This window comes from Hyphobacterium indicum, from assembly GCF_003129605.1.
Taxonomy (GTDB): domain Bacteria; phylum Pseudomonadota; class Alphaproteobacteria; order Caulobacterales; family Maricaulaceae; genus Hyphobacterium; species Hyphobacterium indicum.
In genome coordinates, this window is the sequence record NZ_QBDX01000002.1 from 142,396 (window position 1) to 161,694 (window position 19,299).

The following is a 19,299-nucleotide window of genomic DNA, read 5'->3' on the forward strand; positions in this document are numbered from 1 at the left end:
CTCGTCAAACCTCCCCGAACACTACGGAGTTTCTCAAATGGCTACCCAGCGCACCTTCTCCATCATCAAACCCGATGCCACCGCCCGCAATCTGACCGGCAAGATCAACGCCATGATCGAGGATGCCGGCTTGCGCATCATCGCGCAAAAGCGCATCCATATGACAAAGGATCAGGCCGAAGGATTTTACGGCGTCCACCGCGAGCGTCCCTTCTTCAACGATCTGGTCAGCTTCATGATCTCCGGCCCGGTCGTGGTCCAGGTCCTGGAAGGCGAGAATGCGATCGCCAAATACCGCGAAGTCATGGGCGCCACCAATCCGGAAAATGCCGATGAAGGCACGATCCGCAAGACCTTCGCTGAATCCATCGAAGCCAATTCGGTGCACGGCTCCGACGCCCCGGAAACCGCCGCGGAAGAAATCAAATTCTTCTTCTCCGACGACGAGATTGTCGGGTAGGTGATAGACTTTCCTCCCCCGTTCGCGGGGGAGGTGGTCGCGAAGCGAGCGGAGGGGGCGATCCTGCACGCCATCCGTCCTCTCGTCGTTACTCGACACTCCCCCCGCAAGCAGGGGGAGAAAGAGAAATCGATAAGCCCGGCCATTGCGCCGGGCTTTTTTATTCTGTGATCGTGATCGTCAATTCCACGGTAATTGCCGGCTCATCTGGCACCCAGGGCTGCACATATCGGAGTGTGACGCCGCTCAGGCCTGCACTCTCAGCGCGATAAATAAATCGGTGTGTTCCCACGCTGCCCAGCCGGTCCGTGTCGCCGGGATATTCGCATTCCGCCACCAGCCGCAACAGATCATTGGCGCGCTCGGCCTGCCATTCGAACCCGGTTGTGGCCTGGGCCGGAAGGATGACCTCGATTTCGCCGCCGATGCCGGTATCGACCGATACCGACATCCGGTCAGTCTCGGGAATGGCCTCGACCGTCAGGGGTTCGATTACCGTGCGATTTTCAGCCCGCTGGGCGGCTGCCGGTCCGCAAAGACCGGCAGCCATGACAGCACTCAATAAAAATGGTCTAGTTGCCATCGTCCGGTGATCCCCGATCCTCGAACCGCTCGGGCAGTTCCAAGCGCTGCTCGAGACGCGGTTGACGCTGGAATTCCTGCCGCTGCAGTTCGGGTTGATCCTGTATTTCGCGGAACCGGTCCGGATTCTGCAAATCGGGATTGAGGCGGCGCGCCTCGGTGATGTCCGGCAGCGGGAATTGAAGGTTATATTCTTGCCAGAACGGGATGTATTGCTCACGGATCAGCTCGGCGATATTGGAGCGTTCGATAAAGCTGCGTTCTTCGGGCAGCAGCCAGATACCATATTCACCGATCCGGCTGGCTCCATATTCGATCCACATATAACCATCATCGCCCCAGCCCGTGCCCCAGCTATTGCGCATGAGCCATGCATTACGGTCATCGTCCCAACCCACTAGCACGACGGCGTGATTGACGGCATCGCGGTCATCGGTGCGGAAGACCCCTTCATCATAACGGCGGAAATCATTACCGACGGTCACGGCCACGCTGACGGGGCCATATTCACAGATGGCATCCTTAATCTCGTTTTCAGTTGGAAAACGAGTATTGGACCCGATCCAGTCCCAGGCGGCCAGGCCATAGCGGCTTGGCAAATTGGCCGGGCAGGAGAGATCGGACGCCTGATAGTTGAAATCATTTTCGCCGGTCAGTGCGTTCGACATCATCCAGCCGGCAATCCAGTGCATCCAGCCGCCATTGCAGCTGACGGCATCATTGCCATTATTCTGCTCGGCGCAGCTCAGCATTTGTTGTTCGGAGACGTCAATCGACTGATTGTTGCGGATATTGTTGGCTCCCTCGAACGCTCCCGAAACGGAGAAGGTCGTACAAGACCCGCAGGCCCCTTGATTGCGGACCGGAGTCATCTGTCCGGCGTCACGCCAGTTGAAAGCGCGCGCGCCCGGCGAGCAGAAATTACGCAGCCGCTCCCAAATCTCCGGACGTAATTCGCGATGTATTTCAACAATTTCGTTGGCAAAGCGGCGCTGGAACGGTGCCAGATATTCCATCTGCGCCTGTGTTGGCGCTATGAAACCGGTAATCTCCTCCAGCTGGCCCTCAAGGACCGGTGTCTGGAGGCGCGGATTGCGATCCAGACGCTGGATCAGTTCGGGCGTGTTCCGGAGGATTTCCGGCGAAACTTCCCGCTGAATAACGGCTGGTTGGCTTTGCCGGATAACCCGTTGCTCGTCCCGGTCCTGAAGCGCTGCCGCAGGCGTGATGGCCAGACATGAGAAGACCCCGGCCACAGCCGCCAATGAATTGAATTTCGTCATATTTTCCCCCTGTCGCGTAGCGTGTGAACGCCCGCCGCGACGCCCGAAGCTGCGCGAGCCTCGGGGCGCGCATGGGCGTTTGGGAATTGTTGGTTAACATTTTCGCGTGTCAGACGAAACCCGGCGGTCGAAATTGCAGGTGACGTGGCTACTCCTCCCGCCCCGGTTTTTTGCGCAACGCCTTTTTCTGCCCCCGCTTGGCCTTGGCCTCCTTGACCTTCCTGATCGAGGACAGAGAGGGGCGCGAAGCCTTTCGCGGCTTGGGCCGGTTCGTGGCGCGTTCGATCAGCTCCGCCAGCTTGCGGCGCGCTTCGGCCCGGTTGCGCTCCTGCGAGCGGGAGCCATCGGCCTCGATCACCAGCACCCCGTCCTTGGTCAGGCGCCGCCCGGCAATGCGTTTCAGGCGGAATTTGATTTCGGCGGACAGGCTGGGCGAGTTGGCGGCGTCAAAGCGCAGCTGTACGGCCGAGGAGGTCTTGTTGACGTGCTGGCCGCCCGGGCCGGAGGCGCGCACAAACCGCTCCTCCAGCTCGCTCTCGTCAATGAAGATGGCGTCCGTGATCTGCATGATGGCTCCGGCGGTTTTCCTATTTCTGCCTCAATTGACCTTAACTTGAGACGGGCAGATGCGACCCGCAAGGAGCCCGTCATGGATCATGCCCGTCATTTCAGTGCCGGTAAATTCACGTCCAAGCTGAAGCATATCAGCGGAGTGGGGCAATTGGTCGACCAGGCCAGTGGGCTTTACGGCTTGCTACGGGATCCCGAAACCCCGCGCTGGGTCAAGGCGACCTGCCTGACCGCGCTGGGATATCTGGTCCTTCCGACCGATGCCGTATCCGATTTCATTCCTGTCGCTGGCTATGTCGATGATGCCGGCATGATCGCTGCGGCCATCGCCTCATTGGGGGCTCAATGGCAGCAGAAACAGGGTAAGGTCGCGGGCTAGCTTTCCACCAGTTTCCGCAAGCACGCCGGATAGAGCTGGTGTTCGGCCTCCCGCACACGGGCCTCCAGCGTCTCCACTGTATCGCCGGGCAGAATGGGCACGCGCGACTGGCCGATGATCTCGCCTGCATCCATTTCCGGCACGACATGGTGCACGGTGCAGCCGGCCTCTGTGTCTCCGGCATTGAGCGCGCGCTGATGCGTCTTCAGGCCGGGATATTTCGGCAAGAGGGAGGGGTGGATATTGATCAGGCTGCCGGCCCATTTCTCCACGAAGCCGGGCGTCAGGAGCCGCATGAAGCCGGCGAGGCAGATAATGTCAGGCCGGGCTTTTTGCAGGGCGTCGTGCAGTGCCGCGTCAAAGGCCGCGCGGCTCTCGAATTGCGTGTGGTCGATCACCGTGTAGGGAAGGCCCTCGGCGCGGGCATAATCCAGCCCCGCCGCATCCGGGCGGTTGGAGAGGATCAGCACAGGCTTGGCCGGAAAATCCGGTGATGCCATCGCCTGGCACAGCGCGCGCATATTGCTGCCGCGCCCGGATATCAGGATGGCAACGCGCTTCGTCACTTGGCGACGAGTTGCCCGCACACGAAGGCCTCTTCGCCCGCATCATTCAATGCAACGGTGATCGCCTCGGCATCATCTGCAGCCACCGCCAGCAGCAGGCCGATCCCGCCATTGAAGGCGCGCCGCATTTCGCTTTCCTCGATCCCGCCGGTCTCGGCCAGCCAGTCAAAGACGGCCGGGCGTTTCCAGGCGGAATAATCGAGCTCGAAACCCAGATGATCCGGCAACATGCGCGGCGGATTCTCGATCAGCCCGCCGCCCGTGATGTGGGCCAGACCTTTGACCAGGCCTTCCTTGATCAGCGGCACAACGGATTTGATGTAGAGTTTTGTCGAGGTGAGCAGGGCCTCGCCCATCGTTTGCCCGGGGGCGAACGGCGCATCATCCGTCCATTTCAGCCCGGACATCCCGACCACCTTGCGGATCAGCGAATAGCCATTGGAATGCGGCCCGGAGGCCGCCAGCCCGATGAGGACATCGCCGGCCTGCATGTCATCGAGCCGCGGCAGCAGGGTTCCACGTTCAGCGGCCCCCACCACAAATCCCGCGAGGTCGAAATCATCGCCCGAATACATGCCCGGCATTTCCGCCGTCTCGCCGCCAATCAGGGCGCAGCCGGACTGCCGGCAGCCTTCGGCAATCCCGGCGATAATGGCTTCGCCGCGCGCAGGGTCGAGCTTGCCGGTCGCAAAATAGTCCAGGAAAAACAGGGGTTCGGCACCCTGCGCCAGCACGTCATTGGCGCACATGGCCACGAGATCAATGCCGATCGTGTCAAAGCGGCCAGTCTCGATGGCGATACGCAGCTTGGTGCCGACCCCGTCCGTGCCGGAGACCAGGATCGGGTCCTCATATCCGGCGGCTTTCAGATCGAAGGCCCCGCCAAAACCGCCGAGCGCCACCTCCGCCCCGGGGCGGGCTGTGGATTTCGCATGTGGCTTGATCCGGTCGACCAGCGCATCCCCGGCATCAATGTCCACGCCGGCATCGGCATAGGTCAGGCTGTTGCGGTGTTTGTCGGTCATGGCAGGCGCTTTCCTGAGTCGTCCGGGAGCTACTTCTCCCCAAAAGGCAGTTTTCGCGCAAGACGCGGGCTTCACCGCGCGCGTAAGGCGGGTATAACGGGGGATATATCCGAATGCGAAGAGGAACGCGCCATGATGCGTCAGATTTTTGCAGCCATAGCCACGATTGCTCTTTGGACCGGGCTGGCCGCCGCCGACTCGCCCTACACGGTTGTCGGCGTGCCGATTGATGCGTCGGCGTCCAATGCGCTGGAAGCCCAGACACAGGCCATGCAGCGCGGCCAGGTCGCGGCAGTGGAGCGGCTGGTGGAGCGCCTGACGCTGCCCGAGGATCGCGGCCTGATTCCCCCGGTCAGCAATGATGATGCGGCGATGATGATCAGCGGGCTCCAGGTCGGCAATGAACAGCGCAGCGCCACCCGCTATCTGGGTGAGCTGACCGTCAGCTTTGATCCGCGCGCGGTCCGCACCTGGCTCAATGGTCTCGGCGTTCCCTTCGTGGAGGGACAGGCGCGGGAAATCCTGGTGCTTCCGGTCCTGCAGACCGGCAATGGCTACTGGCTCTGGAATGCCACCAATTCCGAGACCGGCGAAGGGCGCGAAAATCCGTGGCTGATGGAATGGCGCAATGGCGGCTATCAACATGCCCTGTCGCCGGTGAGCGCGCCCTCGGGTGATGCCGGGCGCATGCTGATTGATGGCGCCGGCGCGGCGCAGATGAATGAGGATCAGCTGCGTTCGGTGGCACAGGCCTATGGCGTCTCCCGTGTGGCGGTGATGATTGCCAGCCAGTCAGAGGGCGGTGTGCGCGTGGATGGCCGCCTCTTTTCCATTGATGGCAGCGGCGAGATGACCAGCCAGGCGATCCCGACCATGGGCGTGCCGAACTTCCGGGCCGCGGCCCGGCGATTCGTCGGCGATCTGGAATCGGCATGGAAGTCGGAAGCCATTGTGCGTGGCGGTGGTGCCGAGACGCTGAACGTGACGGTGCTCTACAGCTCGCTCGCCGAATGGCAGCGTCTTCAGAACGCCATGACCGGCGCTTCGCTGATCAGCTCGGCCCAGCTTGATGCCATCGCCCCGACCGGTGCGATGATGACGCTGCAATATCGCGGGTCGAGGGACCAGCTTCAGCGTGAACTCGATGCCCGCGGCGCCCGTCTGATGGAAGACCGCGAACTCGGCCTTGTGGTACGCTCGCGCTAGAATCGGGAAACATTGATGGGTGAACAGCTCGCGCTCGGCCTTCCGCCTCGTGAGGACTACAGCGCGGAAAGCTTCGTCGATGGCGAAGCCAATGCGTCTGCGCGCTGGGCGCTGGCCGGCTGGCGGGCCTGGCCGGGCCGCGTCCTGGTGCTGTATGGACCACCGGGAACGGGAAAGACCCATCTGACCCATATGTGGGTGCGGGAGAGCGGCGGCACGATCATCGCCGGAGCCGATCTGGCAGAAAGTCTGGAGGGTCTGCCGCCGGCAAAGCCGGTCGCGGTGGAGGATGCGGATGTCGAGGCCGACCGCTCGGCCCTGTTTCACCTGATGAACCGGGCCCAGCACGAGACCATCCCGGCGCTGCTTTTGACGGCGCGCGAAGCTCCGGCCCGCTGGCAGACAGATATTCCCGATCTGCAATCGCGCCTGAAAGCGGTTTCGACCGCGGAATTGCAGGAGCCGGATGATGCCTTGCTGGCGCGGCTCTTGAAGAAACTCTTCGCCGACCGGCAATCACCCCTGGTGGAGGGTCTGATCGACTATCTTTTGCCCCGGATGGAGCGCTCGGTTGAAGGCGCGCGCCGTCTGGTCGAGGCGCTGGACCGGGAAGCGCTGGCGCGGCGCTCGCTGATCAATCGCGGTGTTGCGCGCCGCGTGCTGGACGGGCAGGACCCGTTCGGCGAGGATTGATGGACACAAATCCGGGCATATTCCGGCCCGAATCGAATGAAAGTGCACTCATGGATGGCCAGACGTCTGACCTGCTGAATTCGGCCGACCGGTTCCTGAACCGCGAATTGTCGTGGCTGCAGTTCAATACGCGCGTGCTGGAAGAGGCCGCGAACAAGGATCATCCGGTTCTTGAACGCCTGCGCTTTCTGTCGATTTCGGCGAGCAATCTGGACGAGTTCTACATGGTGCGCGTGGCCGGGCTGCGCGCGCAGCTCCGCAATGGCATCAATACGCCGTCCATTGATGGTCTGACCCCTGCAGAGCAGCTGAAACGCATCAATCAGTTTGCCGGCGAGCTGATGGAAGAACAATTGGAGCGCTGGCGGCAATTGAAGACTGAAATGGGCCGCGCGGGCGTCAAGCTGCTCGGGGAAACGGACATATCAAAACGCGACCGGGCCTGGCTGTCAGAAGATTTCCTGCTCCACATCCTGCCGGTCATTACCCCGCTGGCGATTGATCCGGCGCATCCCTTTCCTTTCATTCCCAATCTCGGCTTCTCGCTGGTCCTGAAGCTGCGCCGGCAGTCCGACCGCAAGCTGATGACCGCGCTGGTGCCGATGCCGGCCGGGGTCAAGCGCTTTATCGAATTGCCGGACAGACGTGTGAACAAGGCGGGACGGCCGATCAAGCGCTTTGTGGCGCTGGAAACCGTGCTGACCCTTTTCCTCGACAAGCTGTTTCCGGGCCATGACCTGGAAGGCAAGGGGACATTCCGCATCATCCGCGACAGCGATATCGAGATCGAGGAAGAGGCCGAAGACCTGGTCCGCGAGTTCGAACAGCTTTTGCGGGAACGCCGCCGGGGTCAGCTCGTCCGGCTGAAGATCGAAGCCAGCATGCCGGAAGACCTCAAGCGCTTTATCGCCGGGCATCTGAAGGCCGATCCCGCCGACATTGTCGAGGTTGACGGTATTATCGGCCTGGCACAACTCGCACAGCTCATCCCCGATGCCCGTAATGACCTGACATTCGAGCCCTATGAGCCGCGCTTTCCGGAACGCATCAAGGATCATGGCGGCGATTGTTTTGCCGCGATCCGGGCCAAGGACATTCTGGTCCACCACCCCTATGAGAGCTTCGACGTTGTCGTACAGTTTTTGCGGCAGGCAGCGGCCGACCCCGACGTCGTCGCGATCAAGCAGACGCTCTATCGCACCTCCAAGAATTCACCGATCGTTGCGGCGCTGATCGAGGCGGCGGAAAGCGGAAAGAATGTGACCGCCCTGGTCGAGCTGAAAGCCCGCTTTGATGAGGAAGCCAATCTCAAATGGGCGCGGGATCTGGAGCGCGCCGGCGTGCAGGTCGTTTATGGCTTTATCGAGTACAAGACCCACGCCAAGGTCAGCCTGGTCGTGCGCCGCGAAGCTGGAGAGCTGCAGACCTATGCGCATTTCGGGACCGGCAATTATCATCCGATCACGGCCAAGATTTATACCGATCTGTCCCTGTTCACCGCCGATCCGGCTTTTGGCCGGGATGCCGGGCGTATCTTCAATTACGTGACCGGCTATGCCCGTCCGGAAAATCTGGAGCGCCTGTCGATCTCGCCCATCGGCATGAAGGAATTCCTGATCCGCCATATTGACCGCGAGATCGAGAATGCCCGCGCCGGCAAGCCGTCCGGCATCTGGGCCAAGCTCAATTCCATCACCCACCCGGAGATCATTGACGCGCTTTACCGTGCCAGCCAGGCCGGAGTGCGGTGTGAACTCGTGGTCCGGGGGATTTGCTGCCTGCGCCCCGGCGTGCCGGGCCTGTCGGACAATATCCGCGTCAAATCCATCGTTGGCCGCTTTCTGGAGCATTCCCGTATTGTCTGCTTTGCCAATGGGGCCCACATGCCCAGCGCCTCGGCACGGGTCTTCATCTCCTCTGCCGACTGGATGCCGCGCAATCTCGATCGCCGCGTCGAGGTGCTGACACCGATCCAGAACCCGACTGTGCACCGGCAGATTCTCGACCAGATCATGGTCGCCAATCTGAATGATGATGATCAGAGCTGGTATATGCAGGCCAATGGTGAGTATGAGCGGGTCGATACCGGCGACCTCAACAAGCGCTTCTCCGCCCATGATTATTTCATGACCAATCCCAGTCTTTCGGGCCGCGGCCAGGCGCTCAAGAATGATCAGCCGCAAACGCTGCCCTATTCCGGACCGCGGCTTTGACGCAGCGCATGCATGCCCTCAGCGGAGAAAACGCGGTCGAGCACGATCTCGCCGTTATTGATATCGGCTCCAATTCGGTTCGCCTCGTGCACTTCCGCATGGAAGGCCGGGCGCTGTGGCCGGTTTTCAATGAAAAGACCAGCGCCGGGCTGGGCCGGGGGCTGGGTCAGACCGGACACCTCAATCCGGAGGGCGTGGAGGCCGCACTGCGGGCGCTGCGCCGCTTTGCCATCCTGCTGGATGCCAAGGGCGTCAGCGAGCGCATCGCTCTGGCTACGGCTGCCGTGCGCGATGCGTCGGACGGCCCCGAATTCATCATGCGCGCCAGAAACGAGGCCGGTATCGAGATCGCTGTGCTCTCGGGCGAGGACGAAGCCCGCCTTGCCGGTATGGGCGTCATTGCCGGCGCACCCGATGCCACCGGTGCCGCCGCGGATCTGGGCGGGTCCAGCCTCGAAATCGTGCCGGTATCGCGCGGCAAGCCGGGACAGGGGATTACGCTGCCGCTGGGCCCGCTGGCTGCACCGGATAATCTGATGGCCAGCCGCAAGAACGCCAGGGACTGGATCGACACAATTCTCAAACCCGCTGCGCCGGTTCTGAAGGAGTGTGGCGACACGCTCTATGCGGTTGGCGGTTCATGGCGGGCGCTGGCGCATCTGGCCATTGCCGAGGCCGACTATCCCTTGCGCGTCATCCATCAATTCCAGCTCAGCCGGCTGGCGGCAAAGGAAATCGCCGGCCTCGCCTCGCGGCTGAGTGTGGTCTCGCTGACCGGTATTCCCGGAATTTCCGCACGCCGGGCGGCCATGCTGCCCTATGCCGGATTGCTGCTGAAGCGGCTGATGAAGCGCGGAAAGTTCAATCGCGTGGTTTTCTCCGCTTTCGGCGTCCGGGAAGGCGCGGTGTTCGACCGCCTGCCGGAAGGGGTCAGGGCTGTGGATCCGCTGCTGGCCGGAGCCGAGGCGGTTGCCCGCCCGGCCGCGCCCAGCCCCGGTTTCGGCCGCGCCATGGCGGGTTGGCTGGAGCCGGTGTTTGCACAGCGCGATACGGTTTTCGCCAATCGCAGCCCGCTGGTCCGGGCGGCGGCGGCCCGTCTGTGCGATGTCGGCGCCCGCCATCACCCCGATCACCGTGCGGCTCTGGCGCGCGAGCTTGCGCTTTATGCGCCCTTCGCCGGGGTTGCACATGCCGAACGCGCCTATATGGGGCTGGTGCTGCATCACAGATATGACGGCAAACGGCCACCGGCCGATGCGCGCGTTTTCGAACATTTGCTGGACGAGGAATCGCGGCAATGGGCCATGGCGTATGGACTGGGATTGCGCTTCGGCGCGGCATTGTCCGGCCGTGCGGATGCATTGCTCAGCCGGTTTTCACTGTCCGCGGACGAGAAACACCTCATCCTCAGCGCGCCGGAAGGCGATGCCGATCTGGTGGTTGAGCGCGCCCGTTACCGCTTTGACCAACTGGCGGAATCGCTCGAGCGCGAACCGGTCGTCAAAAGCCTCTAGAGCCGTTTTGCGACGACCTTGCCGTTTTCCAGCACCAGGCCGATCTTGCCATGCTTCAGCGCCAGTGCGGTCTCGCCGAACACCTCGAGCCGCCAGCCGCGCAGGGCCGGCACATCGGCGGTGTCGCTGGTGGCGATCTCTTCCAGATCCGGAACCGTGGCGATCAGACGCGCGGCGACTCCGGCCTCCTCCGCCACCAGTTTCAGCAGCACTTTCAGCAATTCGACAATCGCGCTGGCCCCTTCCGGCCGCCGCGGTGGCGGTGGCACGTCGGGCGCATAGGCCTTGGGGTCGGCAAGGGCCGGTTTCAGCTTGTCGATCAGCCGCTGGGCAGGGGCCGACCGTTCAAAGCCGCGCGGCAGGGCGCGCATGCCCGCCAGGTCTTCCGGCTTGGTGGGGGCCGCATGGGCAATCTCGTAAAGGCCCTCATCCTTGACGATGCGCTGGCGCGGAATATCGCGGGTCTGCGCTTCTTCTTCGCGCCAGGCGGCCGCCGCTTTCATGGCCGCCAGCCATTTCGGACTGTTCTTGCGGACTTTCAGGCGCTGCCAGGCGTTTTCCGGATGCTGTTCATAGGTCGCGGGATTGGTCAGGATCGCCATTTCCTCGGCGACCCAGCCCATCCGCCCGGCCTTTTCCAGCCGCTCGCGGATGATCGGATACATGTCGCGCAAATGGGTGACATCGGCGAGCGCATAGCCCGATTGCGCCGGCGTCAGGGGCCGCCGTGACCAGTCGGTGAAGCGCGAGCCCTTGTCGATCGGGTGTTTAAGCACCGCCATGACCAGCTTGTCATAGGCAATGCTGTCGCCCAGTCCGAGGGCCATCGCGGCCACCTGGCTGTCGAAGATTGGCGCCGGAATCATCCCGTCGGCCATGTGATAGAAAATTTCCAGATCCTGCCGCGGCGCATGAAACACTTTCATGATCCGGTCATCGGCCAGCAGGTCGTAGAAAGGTTCCAGATCCAGGCCGTCAGCGAGCGGATCGATCAGCACTTCCGTCTCGCCGCCCGCCGCCTGGATCAGGCAGAGCTGCGGCCAGAACGTGCTTTCGCGTATGAATTCGGTGTCGACCGCAATGAAGTCACACTGCACCAGCGCGTCGCACGCGGCTTCGAGGTCTTTGGTCGTTGTAATCAGTTTCATCGGGATCGCGTTTAACGGGCTTCCACTCGGTTGGCGAGGGAAGGTTTCAGCTTGCCTCACCTCGCAGCTTCAAGTGCCAATAGAAGGTATAGGCGGCAATCAAGGCACTGATGCTGGCTACCAGCAGGAAAGCAGCGGGAATCGGCCAGGCAAGCACGACCACAAGTGTCAGCGTGAAATTGCCGAGGGTGGCCGCGCCTGCATTGAGAATGCTGCCAACCGAGAGCAGCCGCCCGCGCAATTCCTCCGGAGCACGGCGCTGTGCCATCGCCAGCAATGGTACAACGAAGAGACCGGCCGAAACCGCCGCCAGAACCAGGTCGGCCAGTATCCGCAAATTCTGACGATCAGCGAGGAAGGCCTCAATCCCCATGCGTTCCACGTCATCGGCCAGCAGCGGACGCCCCATAGTATTGAAGGCCAGATCAGCCGGGAAAAGCACCAGTCCGATCGCGCCGATTACACTGAAAATCAGGGCATTACCCCGTCCGCTGAGCGCACCACAAAGAATGGCGCCGAGCGCGCCGCCAATCGTAAAAGTGGCGTTGAAGAGCGACAGCACATTTTGGTCACCGCCGATCACGTCAGAGGTGAAAGTCGGCATCACCGAGAAGATGATGGCAGCCCCCAACATCCAGAACCAGGCTACGCCTAGCAAGGGACGCAAAACGCGGGGATGGGCGCCAGCAAACCGGAGCACCCGGATGGTTTCTCCGATAAAATTCCAGTTTATTTTCATATCGGGATTGGCCGCCGGAATGGCTGGTAATTGCCGAATACTGATCCAGCCGAGAATGGCCATGCCGACAAGTATGCCGCCGACAACCATGCCGCCCTGATGAGAAACAGCGAGCAGCGTGCCGACGACGATCCCGATCAGAATCGACATGTTCAGCGCCCCGGAAAGCACTGCATTGCCGTAAACCAGCTCGTGATCCTCCAGCAGATTGGGCAGTGCCGCATTTTTGGTCGGTGCGAAGAAGGCTGATTGCATGCCCATGAAAAACAGGGTGACGACCAGCCACACGCCGGACTGCAGGAAGAATCCGATAGCGGCCATCATCATCAACCAGATTTCCGCGAATTTTGTGAAGCGTAGGATTTGTGTGCGGTCATATCTGTCTGCGATACGTCCAGCGATGGCGGAAAACAGAAACATGGCCAACGTAAACGCGGTAGCCGCAGCAGGGTTCATCCACTCTTCACCACGGCCAAACAAAGTCAGCGAGGAATAGGTCGCCAGTGAAATCATCGAGAATCGGAACAGATTATCGTTGAACGCCCCCAGCGACTGGGCCACCAGCATGGGCCAGTAACGGCGTTGCCCGATGAGCGAGACGGCTATTCTGGCACTCATGACAGCGCCTCCTCTTCAAGCTGGCGCGTATGCGCTTCAACTGTGGTTTCCAGCGTGGCCATGAAGCTGGTCCCGTCAAGCCTGTGCGAGATCGGTTCGAGAAACTCGATCACGGCCGTGCCGGGATGTTTGCCCCATTCCTGCTGCGGCCAGAAGCAGCCCAGATTGGTGGCGACCGGAACGACCGGCCGTTCGAGGCTGTTGGCCAGGCGGTAAACACCCTTGCGATAGGGCTTGCCTGTGCCGACCGGGGTCAGATGCCCTTCCGGATAGATCAGGATGGGCCGCGTTTCTCCATGCGAACGGTGAATACCATCATTCAGCGATTCCAGCGCCTTGCGGCCGCCGCCATTGTTGACAACGATGGCGCCCGCACGTTCCAGCACCCAGCCGATGAGCGGGAATTTCAGCATGTGGTCCCCGACCACGAAATTCACATTGCCGGTCTTGGCGATCATGACGATGCCATCGCCCCAGGACTGGTGTTTGGCGGCAATGATGACCGCCTTGTTTTTGGGAGGCGTGCCGCGGACCTCGACCCTTATGCCGCAGATGACACGCATCATCAGCACCGTCAGGCGGCAATAGGAGCGCACGCCATGCATCAGGAAGAATTTGCCCGGAATCAGGGCGAGCAGCGCACAAAGCACGGCGTAAACTCCGGACATCGTCCAGTAGAGAATATTGAACAGGGTCGCGCGCATCGGGCTTATCCTTCTGTTCGCAGAACGGCGAGAACGCTGCGTGTGAACACCTCGATCAGATTCGTCAGCGGCGTGGTGATGCGGCCATAGAGCCGGTATTCTGCCGCCTGCAGGACAACGCCCAGCGCCATGGCGGATTTCAGTTCCGGATCGCCGGCCGGGATCTCGCCGGCCGTGATCGCCGCGGCCACACGCTGCGCCATCAGTGAGGAGGGGTCGGCCCCGCCATCGCCGGCCCGGGCCAGTACGGTATTGCGCGCGGTCAGATGATAGGCGAAGGCCGCCGGATCCTGCTCGGCAAGCTCACAATAGGCGGTGACAACGGTGCGCACCGTGGCTTCCAGCCCGGCATCAGGCGCCGCTTTTTCCCTGAGCATGCCCAGAAGACGGGCGTGAATCGCCTGGAACAGCGTATGTGCCAGCGATTCCTTGCTCTTGAAATGGCGGTACATGGCACCATCCGAAATATCGCACGCGCTGGCGATATCCTTGATCGAAACCCCGTCCACGCCCCTTGCGGCGAACAGTTTCAGCGCCGCGCGTTCGATGCGCGCCTTGGTCGAGCCCGGCTGGCCGGTAATGCCCTGGTCTGCGGGGCCGCGATCCAGCAGGGTTTTGTCGAGATAGGTGTCCATCGCTCCGCTCCGGTGATCAGGAAGTAATCGTTCATTCACATAACGGATAACGCGACAGAAGCGACAATGCAAGTGAATAATTACTTACATATGTGAAAATGGAATTTCATTGCCGGGGAGTGGGTGGGGACCAAAATGGAATAGCCGGTGTGCGCCACCCTTTTGGTTGAAAAGCCAGCCAGGGGGCGAAACCAACCATCGAGCCGAGCGCTCGATATTACGGTCCCGCAGTGCTGCGAGACCCTAGGCGCCACTGAGAAGAGTTGACCTGTCTGCCAAGCGTAGTGCAACGTCGCGAATGGAGCGTGACTTTCGCCGACAATGTTTCGACAATTCAGGAGCCTGGAATGTTTTCAATGCAGTTGATCCGGGCCGCCATGCTTGTCGTACCGGTGTTTATTGTCATCGCCATGACTCCTCCGCTCAAGGCACAACAGATCACGCTGACGGCTGCGCCTGAGGTCTCTGCCTTGATGGCGGCCTGCACCCCTGTAGACGCACAGGGGCCGGTCATTCGCGATCAGATGATGGAGCGCGGATGGACGCCGGTTCCCTCCGGGGACCACAGCGCCGTCATCCCCGCTTTCAGCGCCGCACTTTTCTGGTCGTTCATGCCGGATCTTCCGCCAGCGGCACGTGAAGACAACTTTGATCGGCTGATCGCGGGCGTGACGGGCGCGGTCAATTCCGGGACATCCAGCTTCCTGTCCCATAACGGTGAGTACGTCCTGCTTCTGTGGAATGGTGACAGCCTGTCCTGCATATGGGCCGGGCCACAGGCCGATGCTATTGACACGCTTGCGGTGCAGCTTGGCGGATTTCCGGATAGTGACGGCGTGGCGACCGCCGGAATGCAACAACGTGTCGAGGCGGGCGGGCGCGACTGGGCGCGGGGTATGTCCGTCGGGCGCACGCCGGTTGCGGATTTGCCGGCGGCCGTGGCCGGGAGTGAGATTACCGATTCCGCCCGGCTTGACCGCTCGCCCCTCTGACGTTCCAGACGCTGCTTCCGTCTCCGGAATTATTCATGCAGCTGGGAGGGGGGCCAGCACGCCAAACACACCCCAATTCTTGACAACAGCCGGGCTTCTCCGCCATGTCCCGCCGACCAGTTTTTCGCGCTTTCCGGAACGGATTTTCGCCATGCACGCCTACCGCTCGCATACCTGCGCCCAGCTTCGCGCCAGCGATGTTGACACCACAGCCCGCATTTCCGGCTGGATCCATCGCAAGCGCGATCATGGGGGTCTGCTTTTCATTGACCTGCGCGATCATTACGGCCTGACCCAATGCGTGCTGGAGCCGGAAAGCCCGCACTTCGAACTGCTGGAACGCGCCCGCGTCGAGAGTGTCGTGACGATCACCGGCAAGGTGGTGGCGCGGTCGCCGGAGACCATCAATCCGAACCTGCCGACCGGCGAGATCGAGCTGCGTGTCGAGGATGTGGTGGTGCAATCGGCGGCCGAGGAATTGCCGATGCCGGTCTTCGGCGAGCCCGACTGGGCCGAGGAAGTGCGCCTGAAATACCGGTTCCTGGATCTGCGCCGTGAGACCCTGCACGCCAACATCATGAGCCGTGTCGCCATCATCCGCGCCATGCGCGAGAAAATGGCGGCGGCCGGATTCTTCGAATTCGCCACGCCGATCCTGACAGCCTCGTCGCCAGAGGGCGCGCGTGATTTCCTGGTGCCGAGCCGTATCCATCCGGGTGAGTTCTACGCCCTGCCGCAGGCGCCGCAGCAATACAAGCAATTGCTGATGGTCTCCGGCTTTGACCGCTATTTCCAGATCGCTCCCTGCTTCCGCGATGAAGACCCGCGCGCTGACCGCCTGCCGGGCGAATTCTACCAGCTCGATGTCGAGATGAGCTTTGTCGAGGAAGAGGACGTCTTCACCACGATGGAGCCGGTTATCCGCTCCGTCTTCGAGGATTTTGCCAATGGCAAGCCGGTCACGGCAGAATTCCCGCGCATCCCTTATGACGAGGCGATGGCCAAATATGGCACCGACAAGCCGGATCTGCGCAACCCGATCGAGATGCAGGCGGTCACCGCTCATTTTGCCGGTTCCGGTTTCAAGGTCTTCGCCGGCATGATCGAGAAGAATCCCAGGGTCGAGGTCTGGGCGATCCCGGCCCCGTCCGGCGGATCGCGCGCATTCTGCGACCGCATGAATGCCTGGGCACAGAAGGAGGGGCAGCCGGGTCTTGGCTATATCTTCTTCCGGGAAGGCGAGGGCGCGGGGCCTGTGGCAAAGAATATCGGCGAGGAACGCACCGCCGCCATCCGCCAGCAACTCGGCCTCGAAGATGGCGATGCCGTTTTCTTCGTCGCCGGTGTGCCAAAGGATTTCGTCAGCTTTGCCGGCAAGGCGCGCGACCGTGTGGGGTCGGAACTCAACCTGGTTGAACAGGACCGCTTCGCCCTGGCCTGGATTGTCGACTTCCCGATGTATGAGTGGGATGAAGACCGCAAGAAGATCGACTTCTCGCACAATCCCTTCTCCATGCCCAAGGGCGGCATGGCGGCGCTGGAAGCGGCCGAAGCCGGAGGCACCGAGGCGCTGCTGGCGCTCAAGGCCCAGCAATATGATCTCGTCTGCAACGGATTTGAAATCGCTTCCGGTTCGATCCGCAACCATGTGCCGGAAACCATGATCAAGGCCTTCGGGATCACCGGTCTGGGGCCGGATGTGGTCAAGGAGCGTTTTGGCGCGCTTTACCGGGCTTTCCAGTACGGCGCTCCGCCGCACGGGGGCATGGCCGCCGGCGTCGACCGCATTGTCATGCTGCTCGTCGGGGCAAAGAACCTGCGTGAAGTCTGCATTTTCCCGATGAACCAGCAGGCCGCCGATCTGTTGATGAATGCCCCGGCGTCAGCCGATCCGGCTCAACTGAAAGAGCTCAGCCTCCGCATTGTTCCGCAGGAGCCCAAAAAGGGCTGATCAGTCGTTTTCCGCGGCGGGTGTATCGCCCGGACCCTTGGGGCCCAGCGGGTCAATGGCTGTTGCCGGTTCGGAGGGCGCCTCCGGAGGAACCGGCATTTCGAATACCCAGCGATAGCGGCCATTCAATTGATAGCGGTTGCCGTCAACGATAACGGACGGGCCGCGCGATCCCGCAGCTTCCGGGGCGTCATTGCCGTCCCGGAAGATCAGGCGCTCGCCTCTGCCCTGTACAATCCGCAAGAGGTCGGGATTATTGCGCAATTGCTCGACCATGATCTCTTGCTGGCGCCGGAGTTCCGCTTCCGCGGCTTCGACCTCCTGCAAGCTGCGCGCGGTTTCCTGCAAGACGTCTTCGCGCACCTCGGCATTGGCCCTCATCGCCATGGCCTGCGCTTCGGCGATGGCCTGGCGGGTGGCGGCCAGCGCATCCCGCGTGCCTTCGAACTCGGCAACCGCGCGCTCCTGTTCCTCGCGGATCAATTCCAGACGGATGACATTCTCGCTTGGGCGATTTGACTGTGTGGCCTCCGGGAGGCGGTCCCGGGTCACCGCAAATGTCACGGTCCGGGGCGTGGCATTGCCGGTGGCAAGGGGCAGCTCGCTGCACTCAACAAGTTCCAGACCCTCGGGCAGCCGGCTTTCAGCATCCCGGCAGGCATTCCGCAGACTGGACGGGGTCAGGCCACGGACATCGATCAGAACAGTCCCGGACAGGCGGGCACCGTTCAGGTCAGCCCCTTCGAAATCGGCTTCGGTCAGTTCCGCACCTGACATGTCCACGCCGCGCATATCGGCACCGGTGAACCGGACCGAATGACCCTGCACTCCGCGCAGGACAGCGCCGGGAATCCGGACCTGCGAGAAGTTGGCACCGGTCAGAGTGGCGTCATCAAAGCGCGCATTGAAGAGGCGCGCCGATGTCAGATCGGCCTCGCTGAGATCGGCATTCATGAAATTGGCGAGGATCATCAGGGAGTGGGACAGGTCCGCTCCGCTCAGATCCGAGGAGTCAAACCGCACACGCTCGCCGCGTGCGCGCGCGAATATGGCGCCGTGCAGCGATGATCCGTGAAACAGAACGCCGGACAGGCGTGCGCGGGTGAAGTCGGTGCGGTTGAGTTCCGACCCCATGAACCGCGTCTCGACGATCAGCGACTGATTGAGGTTGGTGTCATCGAGATTGGCATCAATGAACAGGGCACCCAGAATCTCGGCGCCGTAAAGGTTTTCCCGCGCCAGCTCGCAGCTGTGGCACTCACCGGAAATGGTGATGGTTCTGTGCGGATGCGTATCGCCTGCGAACGCACTTCCGGTCAGAAAGCCGACCCCGGCCAGGATATAAAAGACAAATCTTTTCACGCGATAAGCAATTAGAGCAATTCCGGGAAATATTCGACTTAAATCGCTGTAAGCCCCCCGTTAGCTGCCTGTCAGCAAACCGGAATCCGCAAGCCGGCGGGAAGACGTGTGTCCTGATCTCCACAGGCCGCGTCAAGCTGTGCCTGGGTCAGGCCGCGCGCGGTTTCCATTTCGGCACCGGACAGAATCGCCCCGCTCAGATCGGCCCCCGAAAAATCCGCGCTGCCAAAATAGGCTCCGACCAGATTGGCATCCCTTAGGCTCGTATGGGCAAAGCTGGCTCCTGTGAAGCGGCCGCCGAACAGGTCGGCCACTGACAGATCGGCGCGGCTGAAATTGGACCCGTTCATCGTCGCCAGGCTGAGATTGGCCTGCCGCAAACGAGATCCCGAGAGATTGATACGCGGCAGATCACGGTAGGAGAGATCCGCCTGGAACAGATTGCAGCCCGTGCAGGACGCGCCGGACTGAACCCGATCGATTTCACCGGCATTCTGGCCCAGGGCGGACGGACTCGAAATCATCAATGCGGCCACAAGAATCGCGAGACGTTTCATTCTGGATCGCTCCCTTCAGGAATTCCCCTGATACGTGCAAGCACGGTGCCGCACTCACCCGCCGGCATTATTAGCGGATTTCATTGAGTTAATCCTAAATCC

Annotated in this window: 19 protein-coding genes; 8 read left to right on the forward strand and 11 right to left on the reverse strand. The window is 61.7% G+C overall.

Going from position 1 to position 19,299, the window contains the following annotated elements:
* Positions 1–37 precede the first annotated feature (37 nt).
* A complete protein-coding gene (gene ndk / locus DBR16_RS05080; RefSeq protein ID WP_109260182.1) occupies positions 38–460 on the forward strand; it encodes a nucleoside-diphosphate kinase in 423 nt (140 codons plus the stop codon).
* A gap of 160 nt (positions 461–620) precedes the next feature.
* Here the strand turns inward: ndk and DBR16_RS05085 are convergent, their stop codons facing one another.
* The 3 genes from DBR16_RS05085 to arfB all read right to left on the reverse strand — a co-directional run bounded on the left by DBR16_RS05085 (position 621) and on the right by arfB (position 2,893).
* Positions 621–1,010, reverse strand: coding sequence for a protease inhibitor I42 family protein (locus tag DBR16_RS05085; RefSeq protein WP_161539417.1), 390 nt, complete (start codon positions 1,008–1,010; stop codon positions 621–623).
* Positions 1,011–1,032: 22 nt separating this feature from the next.
* Positions 1,033–2,325 carry a C1 family peptidase gene (locus DBR16_RS05090; RefSeq protein WP_109260184.1) on the reverse strand — a complete coding sequence of 431 codons (1,293 nt, stop codon included), beginning with the start codon at positions 2,323–2,325 and terminating at the stop codon, positions 1,033–1,035.
* 148 nt (positions 2,326–2,473) lie between these two features.
* Positions 2,474–2,893, reverse strand: a complete 420-nt coding sequence (gene arfB / locus DBR16_RS05095) for an alternative ribosome rescue aminoacyl-tRNA hydrolase ArfB (RefSeq protein WP_199288376.1) — start codon at positions 2,891–2,893, stop codon at positions 2,474–2,476.
* Positions 2,894–2,974: 81 nt separating this feature from the next.
* Here arfB and DBR16_RS05100 point away from each other — a divergent pair, with 81 nt between their 5' ends.
* A complete protein-coding gene (locus tag DBR16_RS05100; protein WP_109260186.1) occupies positions 2,975–3,274 on the forward strand; it encodes a YkvA family protein in 300 nt (99 codons plus the stop codon).
* Here DBR16_RS05100 and purN read toward each other — a convergent pair.
* Together purN and purM are read right to left on the reverse strand one after the other, a co-directional pair.
* The gene (gene purN / locus DBR16_RS05105; protein ID WP_109260187.1) at positions 3,271–3,840 is read right to left on the reverse strand and encodes a phosphoribosylglycinamide formyltransferase; all 570 of its coding nucleotides are present in this window, start codon (positions 3,838–3,840) and stop codon (positions 3,271–3,273) included. The two genes, DBR16_RS05100 and purN, sit on opposite strands and share 4 nt — an antisense overlap.
* Positions 3,837–4,865: a phosphoribosylformylglycinamidine cyclo-ligase gene (purM, locus tag DBR16_RS13865; protein WP_125184507.1), complete on the reverse strand. Its 1,029-nt coding sequence runs from the start codon at positions 4,863–4,865 to the stop codon at positions 3,837–3,839. The genes purN and purM overlap by 4 nt, the downstream gene beginning before the upstream one ends.
* A gap of 132 nt (positions 4,866–4,997) precedes the next feature.
* Here purM and DBR16_RS13870 point away from each other — a divergent pair, with 132 nt between their 5' ends.
* From DBR16_RS13870 to DBR16_RS05125, 4 genes are read left to right on the forward strand one after another with little or no spacing between them, the layout of a single operon-like run.
* A complete protein-coding gene (locus DBR16_RS13870; protein WP_161539418.1) occupies positions 4,998–6,071 on the forward strand; it encodes a DUF2066 domain-containing protein in 1,074 nt (357 codons plus the stop codon).
* Positions 6,072–6,086: 15 nt separating this feature from the next.
* Positions 6,087–6,764, forward strand: a complete 678-nt coding sequence (locus DBR16_RS05115; RefSeq protein WP_109260189.1) for a P-loop NTPase family protein — start codon at positions 6,087–6,089, stop codon at positions 6,762–6,764.
* Complete coding sequence (locus tag DBR16_RS05120) at positions 6,764–8,977, forward strand: RNA degradosome polyphosphate kinase (protein ID WP_109260190.1); 2,214 nt, start codon at positions 6,764–6,766, stop codon at positions 8,975–8,977. The genes DBR16_RS05115 and DBR16_RS05120 overlap by 1 nt, the downstream gene beginning before the upstream one ends.
* Positions 8,974–10,491: a Ppx/GppA family phosphatase gene (locus DBR16_RS05125; protein ID WP_233347594.1), complete on the forward strand. Its 1,518-nt coding sequence runs from the start codon at positions 8,974–8,976 to the stop codon at positions 10,489–10,491. The genes DBR16_RS05120 and DBR16_RS05125 overlap by 4 nt, the downstream gene beginning before the upstream one ends.
* On the opposite strand, the gene rnd is transcribed toward DBR16_RS05125, so the two are convergent.
* Genes rnd through DBR16_RS05145 form a run of 4 tightly spaced genes read right to left on the reverse strand, consistent with a single transcriptional unit; the run spans position 10,488 to position 14,335 of the window.
* On the reverse strand, positions 10,488–11,639 hold the full coding sequence (gene rnd, locus DBR16_RS05130) for a ribonuclease D (protein ID WP_109260191.1): 1,152 nt from the start codon (positions 11,637–11,639) through the stop codon (positions 10,488–10,490). The genes DBR16_RS05125 and rnd overlap by 4 nt on opposite strands.
* A 46-nt stretch (positions 11,640–11,685) precedes the next feature.
* Positions 11,686–12,996, reverse strand: coding sequence for an MFS transporter (locus DBR16_RS05135; RefSeq protein ID WP_109260192.1), 1,311 nt, complete (start codon positions 12,994–12,996; stop codon positions 11,686–11,688).
* Positions 12,993–13,700: a lysophospholipid acyltransferase family protein gene (locus tag DBR16_RS05140; protein WP_109260193.1), complete on the reverse strand. Its 708-nt coding sequence runs from the start codon at positions 13,698–13,700 to the stop codon at positions 12,993–12,995. The genes DBR16_RS05135 and DBR16_RS05140 overlap by 4 nt, the downstream gene beginning before the upstream one ends.
* 5 nt (positions 13,701–13,705) lie before the next feature.
* Positions 13,706–14,335, reverse strand: coding sequence for a TetR/AcrR family transcriptional regulator (locus DBR16_RS05145; RefSeq protein WP_109260194.1), 630 nt, complete (start codon positions 14,333–14,335; stop codon positions 13,706–13,708).
* A 347-nt stretch (positions 14,336–14,682) separates the two neighbouring features.
* Here DBR16_RS05145 and DBR16_RS05150 point away from each other — a divergent pair, with 347 nt between their 5' ends.
* Both DBR16_RS05150 and aspS read left to right on the forward strand, forming a co-directional pair.
* The gene (locus DBR16_RS05150) at positions 14,683–15,327 is read left to right on the forward strand and encodes a hypothetical protein (RefSeq protein ID WP_125184509.1); all 645 of its coding nucleotides are present in this window, start codon (positions 14,683–14,685) and stop codon (positions 15,325–15,327) included.
* A 151-nt stretch (positions 15,328–15,478) separates the two neighbouring features.
* A complete protein-coding gene (gene aspS / locus DBR16_RS05155) occupies positions 15,479–17,278 on the forward strand; it encodes an aspartate--tRNA ligase (RefSeq protein WP_109260547.1) in 1,800 nt (599 codons plus the stop codon).
* Here the strand turns inward: aspS and DBR16_RS05160 are convergent, their stop codons facing one another.
* Both DBR16_RS05160 and DBR16_RS05165 read right to left on the reverse strand, forming a co-directional pair.
* On the reverse strand, positions 17,279–18,640 hold the full coding sequence (locus DBR16_RS05160; protein WP_161539419.1) for a pentapeptide repeat-containing protein: 1,362 nt from the start codon (positions 18,638–18,640) through the stop codon (positions 17,279–17,281).
* Between the two features lie 71 nt (positions 18,641–18,711).
* A complete protein-coding gene (locus tag DBR16_RS05165) occupies positions 18,712–19,197 on the reverse strand; it encodes a pentapeptide repeat-containing protein (protein WP_109260197.1) in 486 nt (161 codons plus the stop codon).
* Positions 19,198–19,299: the final 102 nt, after the last annotated feature.

What these genes read in the sequence shown, in the direction of transcription:
- purM (WP_125184507.1), bottom strand. Translation starts at nt 4,865, where the DNA reads ATGACCGACAAACACCGCAACAGCCTGACCTATGCCGATGCCGGCGTG.
- DBR16_RS05100 (WP_109260186.1), top strand. Translation starts at nt 2,975, where the DNA reads ATGGATCATGCCCGTCATTTCAGTGCCGGTAAATTCACGTCCAAGCTG.
- DBR16_RS05090 (WP_109260184.1), bottom strand. Translation starts at nt 2,325, where the DNA reads ATGACGAAATTCAATTCATTGGCGGCTGTGGCCGGGGTCTTCTCATGT.
- DBR16_RS13870 (WP_161539418.1), top strand. Translation starts at nt 4,998, where the DNA reads ATGATGCGTCAGATTTTTGCAGCCATAGCCACGATTGCTCTTTGGACC.
- DBR16_RS05085 (WP_161539417.1), bottom strand. Translation starts at nt 1,010, where the DNA reads ATGGCTGCCGGTCTTTGCGGACCGGCAGCCGCCCAGCGGGCTGAAAAT.
- DBR16_RS05135 (WP_109260192.1), bottom strand. Translation starts at nt 12,996, where the DNA reads ATGAGTGCCAGAATAGCCGTCTCGCTCATCGGGCAACGCCGTTACTGG.
- rnd (WP_109260191.1), bottom strand. Translation starts at nt 11,639, where the DNA reads ATGAAACTGATTACAACGACCAAAGACCTCGAAGCCGCGTGCGACGCG.
- DBR16_RS05165 (WP_109260197.1), bottom strand. Translation starts at nt 19,197, where the DNA reads ATGAAACGTCTCGCGATTCTTGTGGCCGCATTGATGATTTCGAGTCCG.
- DBR16_RS05115 (WP_109260189.1), top strand. Translation starts at nt 6,087, where the DNA reads ATGGGTGAACAGCTCGCGCTCGGCCTTCCGCCTCGTGAGGACTACAGC.
- aspS (WP_109260547.1), top strand. Translation starts at nt 15,479, where the DNA reads ATGCACGCCTACCGCTCGCATACCTGCGCCCAGCTTCGCGCCAGCGAT.
- DBR16_RS05150 (WP_125184509.1), top strand. Translation starts at nt 14,683, where the DNA reads ATGTTTTCAATGCAGTTGATCCGGGCCGCCATGCTTGTCGTACCGGTG.
- DBR16_RS05145 (WP_109260194.1), bottom strand. Translation starts at nt 14,335, where the DNA reads ATGGACACCTATCTCGACAAAACCCTGCTGGATCGCGGCCCCGCAGAC.
- ndk (WP_109260182.1), top strand. Translation starts at nt 38, where the DNA reads ATGGCTACCCAGCGCACCTTCTCCATCATCAAACCCGATGCCACCGCC.
- DBR16_RS05140 (WP_109260193.1), bottom strand. Translation starts at nt 13,700, where the DNA reads ATGCGCGCGACCCTGTTCAATATTCTCTACTGGACGATGTCCGGAGTT.
- DBR16_RS05120 (WP_109260190.1), top strand. Translation starts at nt 6,764, where the DNA reads ATGGACACAAATCCGGGCATATTCCGGCCCGAATCGAATGAAAGTGCA.
- arfB (WP_199288376.1), bottom strand. Translation starts at nt 2,893, where the DNA reads ATGCAGATCACGGACGCCATCTTCATTGACGAGAGCGAGCTGGAGGAG.